This is a genomic window from Mucilaginibacter sp., assembly GCF_965277465.1.
Lineage (GTDB): Bacteria > Bacteroidota > Bacteroidia > Sphingobacteriales > Sphingobacteriaceae > Mucilaginibacter.
The window spans coordinates 824,636-837,382 of sequence record NZ_CBDICW010000001.1 but is presented as its reverse complement, the minus strand read 5'-3'; the positions used below and the strand labels follow the sequence as shown (position 1 = coordinate 837,382).

Below are 12,747 nucleotides of genomic sequence, written 5' to 3'. Positions count from 1 at the left end.
TTCTTTACAAGCTCAAACATACAATCTTTTAATTTAATAATTATATGGGTATGATGATGACGCGCTTTTAAGCGCTTATGTTGCGATGCTTAAGCGCTTTTATACATTTTAATCTCAGCATCTCCCCAAAGATCCTCCATCCCATAAAATTCACGTTTATCAGTTCTGAAAACGTGTATCACCACATCAAAGTAATCCAGCAGTATCCATTCGCCGTGCTCAAGCCCTTCTTTACGATAGGCATCTTGTTTTGTGGCCTTATAAATTTCTTCTTCAATACTGTTTGCAATGGCTTTTACCTGTGTGGCTGAATCGGCGTGGCAGATCACAAAATAATCAGCTACCGAACTAAATATATTACGGAGGTCTAACCTGATAATATCATTTCCTTTTTTTTCCTGGATGCCGTGAATGGCAAGCTCAGAAATGTAAGCGGATTCACTTATCGCTTTGTTTTTTACCATCAAAAAGAATTAGTTTTGAACGATTTTAAGTTTAAAATTATTATACTTTGCAAAATAACATATTTTCGGGATTATTTGTTGGACAAAATTTTGTAACAATTAAAGAAGTTGACTCAACAAATAATTTTCTCAAAGAATTAGTGTCAAATTCCAAGCCAGTGATTGAAGGTACAGTCATTATGGCAGAAAACCAATTTGCCGGCCGCGGCCAACAGCAAAACGGCTGGCATGCCGAACCCGGTAAAAACCTAACGTTTAGCTTATTATTAAAACCACACTTTTTACCTATAGCTGAGCAGTTTGATCTTGTAAGAGCCATTAGCTTAGGGGTTTTTGATGGGCTTGAACCCCTGCTTGGTGAAAAGCTAAAGATCAAATGGCCCAATGATATTTACTACGCCGACTATAAATTAGGCGGTATGTTAATTGAAAATATGATACAGGGCGGACAAATCAGAAACTCCATTGTTGGCATAGGCCTTAACATTAACCAGGAAAACTATCCCACCCACTTGCCAAATGTTATATCGGTTAAGCAAATCTTACATACGGATTATGATTTAAAAGCTTTATTATCCGAAATTTGCAGGCATATTGAGGCTTATTATTTGAATTTAAAAGCCGGCAATATTGAACTTGTAAGGAAAACGTATCTAAAACGACTATACTGGTTAAACGAACGTAAAGGTTTTAAATCTAAAAATGGTGTATTTTACGGCACTATAACAAGTGTAAGAGATAACGGCCTGTTGGTGGTTGAAAACAATAATGGCGACGAGTTAGAGTTTAGCCTTAAAGAAATTGAATTTTTAAACAAAACACACATATAACAAAAATGAGAAAACTATTGTTGGCGGTAACCATACTGGTTATGAGTATTAGTGCTAAAGCACAGATTGAAGCCCCGGTAAAATGGTCATACGCTGCTAAGCGGATAAGCGCCACTGAAGCAGTTGTGTTTTTAAAAGCTACAATACAGGATGGCTGGCACATTTATTCGCAAACAGTTAAGGATGGCGGCCCAATAAAAACCTCATTTACTTTTGCCCCTGCAAAAGAATATGCCTTGCTTGGCAAAACTACCGAGCCTACCCCGGTTACCAAGTATGAAAAATCATTCAGCATGGATGTGAGCTATTTTGAAAAAACAGTTATTTTTCAGCAAAAGATAAAATTAAAATCGGCCAATGTATCGATAGTAAAAGGCCAGCTGGAATACATGACTTGTAACAACATGAAATGCCTTCCGCCGGAGGATATTGATTTTTCTATCCCTTTAGGTAAATAATAGCACCAAAAAAATGAGATCATTCAATAACCGCGGCTATACAAAAGCCGGATTATTCTTTTTATTAGCATTTTTTACCTTCTTATTAATAGGTGTAAACCCTGCTAAAGCTTTTCAGGGCAAAAAGGCAGATACCACCGTATCTGCAAGCGACGTTCAGTTTACTGACATTCCAACTGCTGCAGACAGCATTGCTGCTGCAAAAAAGAAAGAGCAAAAAACCGCAACTGTACAAACAGCCGCTGTTGCTGCAAATGCTGCAACCAGCGAGGCGCCTAAATCATTATGGCAAATATTTTTAGCCGGATTTTTAGGCGGGTTTGCTGCATTTTTGCTGCCTTGCGTTTACCCAATGCTGCCTTTAACGGTTAGCTTTTTTACCAAAAAAGGAGGCACGCGTGCACACGCTATTTTCCAGTCGTTATTATACGGGCTGTGCATCATATTTATCTATGTTGTTTTTGGGCTGATTATAACTATTGCTTTTGGGCCGGCCGCATTAAACGGACTTGCTACTAACGGCATATTTAACTTTTGCTTTTTTGTACTGCTCATAGTATTTGGTATATCATTTTTGGGTGCCTTTGAAATTACCCTGCCAAGTTCATTTGCCAATAAGCTTGATGAAAATTCAGACCGTGGGGGTTTGGTTGGTATATTTTTTATGGCGGCTACGCTGGTAGTGGTATCCTTTTCATGTACAGGGCCTGCTATTGGCCTGGTGCTTGTTGATGCTGTTAGCAAAGGCGAAAGGCTTGCCCCTGCGGTTGTGATGCTTGGCTTTTCGTTAGCCATTGCATTGCCGTTCACTTTATTTGCCATGTTCCCTTCGGCTTTAAAAAGTTTGCCAAAATCGGGCGGATGGCTTAACAGCGTGAAAGTAATATTAGGCTTTATTGAGATAGGGTTTGCTTTAAAGTTCCTTTCGAATGTTGATTTAGCTTACCACTGGAACTGGTTTGACAGAGAGATCTTCCTTTCATTATGGATCGCCATTGGTATTTTAATGGTACTTTACCTGATAGGTAAGATCAAATTCTCGCACGATAGCGATCTGGGGTACCTATCGGTACCACGTACCTTTATCACCCTTATTATTTTAGCGTTTGTGGTTTACATGATCCCCGGATTATGGGGTGCTCCTTTAAAATCTATCAGCGCATTTTTACCACCATTAAGTACGCAGGATTTTGATCTGTCTTCGGGCACGGGCGCTGCTGCCCCGGCCGCGGCAAATACATCATCCATAAAAACAAAAAAATATGAAGACCTTTTTAAACGCCTGCCAAAGGTTAAGGGCATTGACGATTGGTACGATTATGACCAGGCCATTGAAGTTGCCAAACAACTGCACAAACCTATACTAATTGATTTTACCGGGTGGAACTGTGTTAACTGCCGCCAGATGGAAAACAATGTGTTTCCTAACCCCGAAGTTTTAAAGCTTTTACAAAACGAATTTGTCATGCTGCAATTAGTTATTGATGATAAAACAGAGCTTGCTGCAAGCGATCAAACCAAATCAACCTACAGCGGTAAAACAATAACAACCTTAGGCAGTAAATGGCTTGATCTGGAGATTACCAAATACCAATCAAACGCACAGCCTTTTTATGTGATCATCAACGAAAAGGGCGAAACGCTTGTACCGCCGCAAGGTGCAACACATGACCCTGCCGAATTTGTAACCTATTTAGAAAGCGGTATAGCTGCTTATAAAAAAGGCAAATAAGCACAGATGATCCGTTTAAATTATAATAAAGGGCTTAGCTATGTTAAGCCCTTTATTATTTTTATAAAATCAGTAAACAACAACGATTAATTATTCCCGTTAAAAAATTAGTGTAAATTCGCGGAACTTTATAAAGGGTACTTTTTAGTAACGGGTTAACTTTATATAGATTTTATGCAGATCAAAGATTTTTCAAAACGCTATACAGCGGCTTTCCAAAATGACGCAAATTAAAAATATAGGACTTTTTACCTCTGGCGGCGATTCGCCGGGAATGAATGCAGCTATCAGGGCAGTTGTACGCTCTGCCATTTATTACGATCTTGAAGTTACAGGCATCCGCCGTGGTTACGAAGGAATGATCAAGGGCGATATGTTCCCCATGAACCGCAAATCCGTTTCAAACATTATTCAGCGTGGCGGCACCATATTAAAAACGGCCCGCAGCGATCAGTTCAGAACGCCCGAAGGCCGTAAGATAGCTTATGAGCAATTAAAAAGCAACAATGTTGATGCCTTGGTTGCCATTGGCGGCGATGGTACTTTTACCGGCGCACGTATTTTTGGCCATGAGTATGATATACCTATTGTAGGCTTACCGGGCACTATTGATAACGACCTTTGCGGAACCGATTTTACGATTGGTTACGATACGGCCATTAATACCGTTATTGATGCTGTTGATAAGATAAGGGATACGGCAGAATCGCACGACAGGCTGTTTATTGTTGAGGTGATGGGGCGTGACTCAGGCCTGATCGCTTTGCGTACAGGTATTGCCGCTGGTGCCGAAACTATATTGATACCCGAAAGCAAAACCGATATAAATGCTGTTTTTGACCGTTTGGAAAAAGGCCGTAAAGACAAAACATCAAAAATTATTATGCTTGCCGAAAATGGCGAGGCCGGTGATGCCTTTGAAGTTGGCCGTCAGATAAAAGAACGTTTCCCTAATTATGATACCCGCGTTTCAGTGCTGGGCCATATCCAGCGCGGTGGCAGGCCATCATGCATGGACAGGGTATTGGCGAGCCGTGTAGGCGTTGCTGCTGTTGAGGCATTAAGAAACGGCCATCGTAACGAAATGATAGGCCTAATTCATAACGAGATTGCCTACACCCCGTTTGAGCACGCCCTTAAACATAATGTTGAAATAAACCCCGACTTTTTGAAGATTGTAGAGATCCTGGCAACTTAAAATTGCTGGTCGATACTATTTTCTATATCATAAATGGAGCTATTGCCACCTTATTATAAACTAACCCTTTTGGATTATTAATAAATGGCAATAGCACTTCTATTCATCTGCTTCCTTTCTATTTTTATTGGCCTTGGGATTCTTTCTCATCCTGCAAGCAGTAAAAAAGAGATCCTGCTTAAGGCAGTCCTGTTGTTCTCGGTTATTTTAGTAGGTATTACCGAAGCATTGAGCTTATTTAAGGCCCTCGATTTTCAATCCATCTTTATTACATGGGGTATTGTAACAGCCCTGGTTATGCTTTATCTTTTTCTGCATAAAGAAAAGGCGGTCGACTTTAGCAAAAGCGCATTAGACGCTATAAGCAAATCGCTCACAGGCTTAAAGTTATTTGAAAAAATACTTCTTGCCTTGTTAGCTCTTTTGCTTTTACTGATTTTTACCCAGGGTGTTTTATATCCACCAAATAACTGGGATTCCATGACTTACCACATGGCCCGCATCAGCAGCTGGGTAAGTCATCGGTCGGTAGCACATTATCCAACACACATCATCAGGCAAATTTACCAGCCTCCTTTTGCCGAATATGTAATTACGCACTTTGATATCCTGAACAGTAGTGATCTGTTCTCCAACTCGGTTCAATTCTTTTTCCTGCTGTTTACGTTGGTAAGTACAGCGCTTATTGTGGAAGACTGGGGATTGGGCCGCCCATATAAAATTATGGCCATTGTACTGGCTGCAACCATTCCCGAAGTGGTGTTGCAGGCATCAAGTACACAAAATGATATTGTGGTTTCCTTTTTTATTGTAGCCACCTGGTATTTTGCCATAAAGGCAGTTAAAGGTTGCAAACCTTCCGACTACCTGTTTTTAGGCGCTGCCATAGGCCTGGCTTTATTAACCAAGGGAACGGCATACCTTTTTTTGGCGCCTATACTATTATTATGCGGCATAACTTTATTAATCAGCCTGGTTAAAACAAAGAACTTTAATTACCTATGGTTTTCGCTGATCACTGTTTTTATTGCTGTTAGCATTAATACAGGGCATTATTACAGAAACTATAAGCTAACAGGCAGCCCTTTGGGGGTTGATAAGCAGGAGTCGCAAACCTATTCAAACCAAAAAATGAGCCCGGCCTTGCTGCTATCGGGCATGGTAAAAAACTCAGGACTGCATATGAGCCTGATGTATGCCAAACCAATAGCCGCCAATACCAGTAAAATAATTTACAAATTGCACAACGCCGCCGGTATTGATATTAATGATCCGGCAGTAAACTACCGCAACAATATATTCGATGTAAAAAACGGCATAACAGACGAAGACAGCGCGCCTAATATGTTGCACTATTTACTGCTGCTCGCAGCAGTTATTATAATAATAGCAGCTGCTAAAAAAGCTTATGCTGCAGGTGTATTTCCTTTTTTTATAATAGTTGTCCTGCAGATCATCGTTTTCTGCTTATACTTAAAATGGCAACCCTGGAACTCAAGGCTTCATACGCCTATATTTTTAATTGCAGTACCACTTATTTGTTATGCTTTCAGCATCCACAAAACCTTCCGGAAAATTGGCTATATCATAGCGCCGGTTGTTTTAATTTATGCGTTGCTTGTTTCCCTTCATAACGATAAAAGGCCCTACTCAAATGAGATTACAGGCACAACCCGGTTCCAAAAATATTTTAAGGGAAATGCACCCGCATATCCGGAATACAGTACCGTTATGAATGCAATGTCAAGGTATAACTGTAAAAACATCGGCCTTATTTTAGGGGTTGATGATTGGGAATACCCTTTGTTTAATGATTGTTTTAGCAGGCAGATCAACCCCGTTTACATTAAGGTGGATAATCTCACTAAAGATCTGCCTCAAAACTCAGCAACCGTAGATTGTATTGTTTCAACAGGGCCGCCCAGCCCCTTCATTGATTTTAACGGCAAACGCTTTTATAATCAGACGCTTAAAAATAAAAAGATCGGCTTCTACAAACCCCGGCTTTAATCAGTAATTGTAAAAAATTCATTACACACCACCTTCGCCCAATATTAACCATTAAGTAACATAACTTACATTGCATTTTGTTCGTATGCCAGAAGTATATACATTATATATTGCATCAGAAGCAGTATAAACGAGCTTTTAACCTAATCTTTAACTAAAAAAACCGTTAAAACACGGGTTTCAAAAATTATAATAATTGTTAATCTTTACATAAATTATAACCAGCAGTAAAATTTGCCCCGCTTTTCCGGCTGGTTTTTTTAACCTAAGAAAAACAATTGATACAATTAACAATGAGTAAAGCTTATTAAGCTAATGGTATTTTATTGCTGCCACCCCCTATGCCCTTAGCTATTATTAATTATAATGCTGTTTACTATGACGCAAATAATAGATGATGATATTCGGTTCAGAAAACTGGTGGAGAACAGCTACGAGGGTATTACCCTGCTTGACAAAAACCTGAATGTTGTTTACAGGAGCCTTTCGGCCGAAAAGATAAGCGGGTGGAATGCAACCGAACGAGTAAAAACTTCGCTGATCGACCTGGTTCATCCCGATGAAAGAGAAAGCGTAAAACAGCTTTTTGCTGATCTGCTTAATAGTCCGGGAAGTTCCAAAGAATATATTTTCCGTTCCAGAAAATCAGATGGGCACTACGTATGGCTCGAATGTATTTTTACCAATATGCTTAATGATCCGGATATCAAAGCCATTGTATCAAACTTTAGGGATATAACTGAAAAAAAGCAGGCAGAACTTGAAATAAAGAAAAAAACAGAGCAGATTGAAGATATTTTAGACAGCATCACTGATGGTTTTATAGCTCTGGACGAAAACATGTGCTACACTTATGCCAATAAAAGGGTAGGAAAAATGCTGGGCATTAATATTGAAACATTGATTGGTAAAAACGTTTGGGATCTTTTTCCGGATGCCTTTGGTTCGGCCACCTATCAGGCTATTAACACCGCATTAACCGATAAAATATACGTTTGTAACGAAGACTATTATGCCCCGCTTGGCCTATGGCAGGAAAACCGCGTTTATCCATCAGGCAGCGGCGTATCAGTATTTATAAGGGACATTACCGAAAGAAAAAATCTTGAGGGAATGCTGAACAAGGCTACCGACCTTGCACGTATTGGCGGCTGGGAAATGGATTTGCAGAAACAGGTGGTGCATTGGTCAGACATTACTCGGCAGATACATGAATGCGAACCAGGCTACAGCCCCGACCTGCAAACCGCCATTAATTTTTACAAAGAAGGCGAGAACCGAAATATAATAGCCCGGTTAGTAAAGGAGGCAATTGAAAATGGTACCCCCTGGGATGTAGAGCTGCAAATGGTAACCGCCAAAGGCAACGTTAAATGGATAAGGGATATTGGCGAGGCACAGTTTGCTGATGGCAAATGCGTGCGGCTTTATGGCAGCTTTCAGGACATTGACGCCCGTAAAAAAGCTGAAGTGGCCGAGATACATGCATTAGAGGAGCGCAATGTAATTTTGGAAAGTATTGGCGATGCCTTTTTTGCCGTTGATAAAAACTGGATAGTAACCTATTGGAACAAAATGGCCGAAAAGATAATGGGCAAGCCCAAGCAACAGGTACTTAACCGTAACTTATGGACAGTTTATCACGATGCAGTTAAAAATATCTCGTTTGAAAAATACCACGAGGCAATGGAAACTATGCAGGCTGTTCATTTTGAAGATTATTATGAGCCTTTAGCGCTTTGGTTTGATGTAAGTGCATACCCATCATACGGCGGCTTATCTGTTTACTTTAAAGATATTACCGACCGCAAGCTATCTGAAATACGGCTAAAGGAGCAAAACGAGCAACTACGGGAAATATCATGGATCCAATCGCATATAGTTAGGGCCCCTTTGGCCCGGATAATGGGGCTTATTCCGCTTATTAAAGATCCAAGGACACAGGTGGCCGACAAACAGGAAATGCTGGAATACCTGTTAGTTTCGGCAGTGGAGTTGGACGATGTGATCAGGAGCATTACTGATAAAACTAAACAGGGCACCTATCTTAAGGATTAAATAAACCTTATGGAATTTGATATTTATTGGAAAGATCATCAGTAAAGGTTTTATCAACCACCTGCCGAATCACTTCATCAATTTCATTGCCTACGGTTAGCAAGTGCTCCATGATCTCTTTGTTATCCGGATTAAAAAAGTTACTCCTATCCATTATGTTGATAAGGCCAAGCAAACTTGCCACCGGGCGCCGCAGTTCGTGCGAGGTTAAGGATGCAATATGCCGCAAGCGATCGTTCTGATCTATAATTGCCTTTTCTGTTTTCAGCCTTTGGGTTATATCGCGGGCAAAGCAGCCAATACCTGTAATTTCGCCTTTTGTATTAAAAATAGGGTTAAAGCTTATTTCAAAACACAACACTTCCCCGGTTACCGGATCAATGCTTTCATTTATAACCGTATAGATCTCTCCTTCAAAAGCACGTTTATAATACCTGTCCCAGGTTTCAATTATTTCGGCACTATAGCCCGAATGCTGGTTTGAATAGGCTCCCTCCAATGGCTCAAAGCCTGATAAATGCGTAATTTGATTACGGTAGGCATTGTTCATATAAACATACCGCGTTTCTTTATCTATCGACCAGATCTGATCTTCAGTATTGTTAATTAAGCCTTCCAGGCTGTTTTTTGTCCAGGATAATTCCTCCTGTACCCTCATCTCTTCCGAAATATCTTTTATAAAAACCGTTAACCCTTCGGATGATGGGTAAACGGTTGTATTAAACCATTTATCAAATGGCTCAAAATACTCGGCAAACTGGATTCTTATATTTTCAGCTGCGGCTTTACGGTAGGCCTCCTCAAATTCGGTACCTTTAATCCGCGGGAAGATGTCCCATAATACATGGCCCAAAATGTCTCCGCGTTTTTTATCCCAAACTTTTTCAAAGGCCGCGTTTACTTTCACAAACTGCCAATCGTTGTTAACAATAAAAAACGAGTCGGTGATGCTCTCAATAAAAGTATCCATCTTTTCAGATGTCCGCTTTATTTCCTTTTCAATATTTATTTTAAGGGTTATATCATGGCCAATGCCTTGTATCTCGTTAACCAAGCCATTCTCGTTTACAATGGCTATAAACTCCCATTCGGTGTCGCTCAGGCCGCCTGCCTTATCTATTTTTTTATGTACCAGGTGTGTAACCTTACCGGGGTTACTAATGCAGTTATAAAATGCTTTTTTACACATTGACAGCTCCTCGGCCAAAACCGTGGTTGAAAAGTGCTTCCCTATAATATCATCATTGCTATAACCAAATGATTTTAAAAACTGCTTGTTGGCAAAAGTAAAAAGCCCGTTAATATCAATCCGGATCAGGAAATTGGTTTGAGAATCAATCAAAGAGTTAAGGAACTGTTTACTGATATGCACTTCCGTATCTTTACTGCCGGGCAAAACCTCACTAATAACGCTGAGCATAATTTTATGCCCGGATTGTGGGTCGGTAAACAGATCCTTTTTTTCGCACACCCGCTTTTTTTCGCCGCTTGCCGTAATAATCTGGTATTTTAATTCTACGGTTTCACCATCATAAAGCTTACTGTTAATTTCAGCAATCCGCTCCTTGTCGCAAACAGCAATAATTTCCTGAAGCAGGTTGGGGTTTTTATAAAGATCAACCGCGTTATAACCTAATACGGTTGCAATAGCGGGGCTAACGAACAGGAATTTTTGCTCATTCAGATCAAGGGCTAAAGCAAGATCATTCAAAGCTGTAGGGGGCAGTTCAAGCATGATAAAAATTAACCGCTTTGGCTATGATCATAAAGATAATTATTAAATTTTAATATACTGCTTTGTTTTGTACGCAGGGTAGGCCTGCTAACAAATATTCAATATTATGCGATAGTACTCATATCTGCTGATTTTTTAAAGCATTTTTCCATTTTAATCTGCAAAAAAAGAAACGCATAAGCCCGTCTGGGTTAAAAAAAGTATCACAAACAATAAGTACAAGAACAATATGGCTTTGAAAACACAGTGTTTGGGGTATTATTAAAACACAATCAACTAATGCACAGCCATTAATCAATCCCGATTAATTAAAAAAACCATTTTATTATAAAAATAATTTAATTACCTTTGCATCCCCGCAGAAAGGACTCCGGGGACAATGTTGAATACATAAAATAAAAAAATGGCAACTAAAATCAGATTGCAAAGACATGGTAAAAAAGGAAAACCTTTTTACTACATCGTAGTGGCAGACGCACGCGCTCCAAGAGACGGACGTTTTATTGAGCGTTTAGGTTCATACAACCCAAACACTAACCCGGCTACTATCGACATTAATTTCGACAAAACTCTTGATTGGGTTAACAGCGGTGCACAGCCAACTGATACTTGTCGTGCTATCCTGTCATACAAAGGCGTTTTATACAAAAAACACTTACAAGGCGGTCTTAAAAAAGGCGCTTTGACAGAAGAACAAGTTGAAGGTAAATTCCAGGAATGGTTAGACCATAAAGATGGTAAGATCACTGGCAAAAAAACCAGCTTAACCTCAGCAAAAGACGAAGCACGCAAAGCTGCTTTAGCTGCTGAAGCTAAAAAGAAAGAAGCAAAAGCTGCTGCAATTGTTGCTAAGAACACCCCAGCGGTTGAAGAAGTTGAAGCCCCTGCTGACGAAGAAGCATCTGCTGAAACTGAAGCTGAAAGCGCTGAATAATTTATATTCAAAAAACTTATACAATGGCGAAGCAACCAAAAGGTTCTTCGCCATTGTTATTTAAAGCCATCGCATCATGACGACAGAAGAATGTTTCCGGGTAGGGAGTATATTAAAAACCAAAGGCCTTAAAGGCGAACTGCATATTTATACCGATTTTGATGGTATTGAGGATATAAAGTTTAAATCTATATTTGTTGAAACCGCCGGCAAGCTGGTACCTTATTTTGTCGACTCCATCAAATACCTGCAAAAAAATGCTGCCTACCTTGTTTTAGAAGATGTTGATACCATTGAAAAGGCATCAATGCTGCTTAAAAAGAACATCTACCTGCCCAATAAGCTAAAGCCCAAAAAGAAAAAAGCCGAATTTACCCTGATGGATCTGAAAGGCTTTACCGCCATTGACGATAACGAAGGCGAATTAGGTATAATTACCGATATACACGAATATCCGCAGCAACTAATAGCTACCGTTACCTTTAAAAACTGCGAAGTGTTATTCCCCCTTAACGAGGAAATAATTAAGGGTATAGATGTGGTTAAAGAAATTTTAAGGGTTGACCTGCCCGAAGGCCTGCTTGATATTTATTTGGATTAAAAATATTTTGTAAAGCTTGCTTTACATTTGTAAAGTTTATTTTACATTTGGTAAATTAAACTTTACAAATTATGAAAGCACGCTTTTTATTCCCGTATTGGTGCCGCTTTTTAGGTTATGCCTGCATAGTGGCGCACATCCCTGTTATGCTGATCAGAAAAGGGCTGGACTTTGATCCGCCCGGATCGCCCGAAGGCCCTGAGCTTTTTAACAGCCACCATTTGTTTTTTATGACAACCACTTTGCTGATGCTGATCGGTTTAATACTGGTAGCATTTGCTAAAGAGAAAATTGAAGACGAGCAGATCTCCCAGTTACGTTTAGATTCATTACAGTGGGCTGTTTACCTTAATTACCTTATCCTTGTAATTACTTTGGCATTTACGCGTACCAGTGATTTTTGGGATATAGTACACGTAAACCTATGGGTACCGCTGGTGTTTTTTATAGTCCGTTTCAGGTGGGTTATCTTTCGCCTGAACCGCTCATTAAAGTTGGAGAAATAGCTATCATGAAAAACAATATCCGCGTAGAGCGCGCCATAAAAAATATAACCCAGGCTGATCTTGCCGGGCGGGTTGGCGTATCAAGGCAAACCATAAACACTATCGAAAGCAATAAATATGTACCTTCAACCGTGCTGGCCCTTAAAATTGCCCGGGTATTTGGCAAACCGCTTGAATATATATTTATGCTGGAGGATGGCGATTAGTAAAATTTGATTTAC

12 protein-coding genes are annotated in these 12,747 nt (G+C 39.9%); 10 read left to right on the top strand and 2 right to left on the bottom strand.

What is annotated here, in order from left to right; genetic code table 11:
* Positions 1 to 89 precede the first annotated feature (89 nt).
* Positions 90 to 464 (bottom strand): ribosome silencing factor, encoded by a 375-nt coding sequence (gene rsfS, locus ACQY4U_RS03870; protein ID WP_428328060.1) that lies wholly within the window; start codon positions 462 to 464, stop codon positions 90 to 92.
* A gap of 47 nt (positions 465 to 511) precedes the next feature.
* Between rsfS and ACQY4U_RS03865 the strand changes: the two genes are divergently transcribed.
* The 6 genes from ACQY4U_RS03865 (at position 512) to ACQY4U_RS03840 (ending at position 8,750) form a co-directional block, all read left to right on the top strand.
* Positions 512 to 1,294 carry a biotin--[acetyl-CoA-carboxylase] ligase gene (locus ACQY4U_RS03865; RefSeq protein ID WP_428328059.1) on the top strand — a complete coding sequence of 261 codons (783 nt, stop codon included), beginning with the start codon at positions 512 to 514 and terminating at the stop codon, positions 1,292 to 1,294.
* 5 nt (positions 1,295 to 1,299) lie between these two features.
* Positions 1,300 to 1,752, top strand: a complete 453-nt coding sequence (locus ACQY4U_RS03860) for a protein-disulfide reductase DsbD domain-containing protein (protein ID WP_428328058.1) — start codon at positions 1,300 to 1,302, stop codon at positions 1,750 to 1,752.
* 13 nt (positions 1,753 to 1,765) lie between these two features.
* Positions 1,766 to 3,484 (top strand): protein-disulfide reductase DsbD family protein, encoded by a 1,719-nt coding sequence (locus tag ACQY4U_RS03855; RefSeq protein ID WP_428328057.1) that lies wholly within the window; start codon positions 1,766 to 1,768, stop codon positions 3,482 to 3,484.
* A gap of 220 nt (positions 3,485 to 3,704) precedes the next feature.
* Positions 3,705 to 4,682: a 6-phosphofructokinase gene (gene pfkA / locus ACQY4U_RS03850; RefSeq protein ID WP_428328056.1), complete on the top strand. Its 978-nt coding sequence runs from the start codon at positions 3,705 to 3,707 to the stop codon at positions 4,680 to 4,682.
* Between the two features lie 84 nt (positions 4,683 to 4,766).
* The gene (locus ACQY4U_RS03845; protein ID WP_428328055.1) at positions 4,767 to 6,692 is read left to right on the top strand and encodes an ArnT family glycosyltransferase; all 1,926 of its coding nucleotides are present in this window, start codon (positions 4,767 to 4,769) and stop codon (positions 6,690 to 6,692) included.
* 378 nt (positions 6,693 to 7,070) lie between these two features.
* On the top strand, positions 7,071 to 8,750 hold the full coding sequence (locus ACQY4U_RS03840) for a PAS domain-containing protein (RefSeq protein ID WP_428328054.1): 1,680 nt from the start codon (positions 7,071 to 7,073) through the stop codon (positions 8,748 to 8,750).
* A 7-nt stretch (positions 8,751 to 8,757) separates the two neighbouring features.
* Here the strand turns inward: ACQY4U_RS03840 and ACQY4U_RS03835 are convergent, their stop codons facing one another.
* Positions 8,758 to 10,485, bottom strand: a complete 1,728-nt coding sequence (locus ACQY4U_RS03835) for a PAS domain S-box protein (protein ID WP_428328053.1) — start codon at positions 10,483 to 10,485, stop codon at positions 8,758 to 8,760.
* Positions 10,486 to 10,888: 403 nt separating this feature from the next.
* Between ACQY4U_RS03835 and ACQY4U_RS03830 the strand changes: the two genes are divergently transcribed.
* From ACQY4U_RS03830 to ACQY4U_RS03815, 4 genes are all read left to right on the top strand, one after another.
* Complete coding sequence (locus ACQY4U_RS03830; protein WP_428328052.1) at positions 10,889 to 11,419, top strand: 30S ribosomal protein S16; 531 nt, start codon at positions 10,889 to 10,891, stop codon at positions 11,417 to 11,419.
* Between the two features lie 76 nt (positions 11,420 to 11,495).
* On the top strand, positions 11,496 to 12,020 hold the full coding sequence (gene rimM / locus ACQY4U_RS03825) for a ribosome maturation factor RimM (protein ID WP_428328051.1): 525 nt from the start codon (positions 11,496 to 11,498) through the stop codon (positions 12,018 to 12,020).
* A gap of 71 nt (positions 12,021 to 12,091) precedes the next feature.
* Positions 12,092 to 12,526: a hypothetical protein gene (locus ACQY4U_RS03820; protein ID WP_428328050.1), complete on the top strand. Its 435-nt coding sequence runs from the start codon at positions 12,092 to 12,094 to the stop codon at positions 12,524 to 12,526.
* 5 nt (positions 12,527 to 12,531) lie between these two features.
* Positions 12,532 to 12,732, top strand: coding sequence for a helix-turn-helix transcriptional regulator (locus ACQY4U_RS03815; RefSeq protein ID WP_428328049.1), 201 nt, complete (start codon positions 12,532 to 12,534; stop codon positions 12,730 to 12,732).
* Positions 12,733 to 12,747 lie beyond the last annotated feature (15 nt).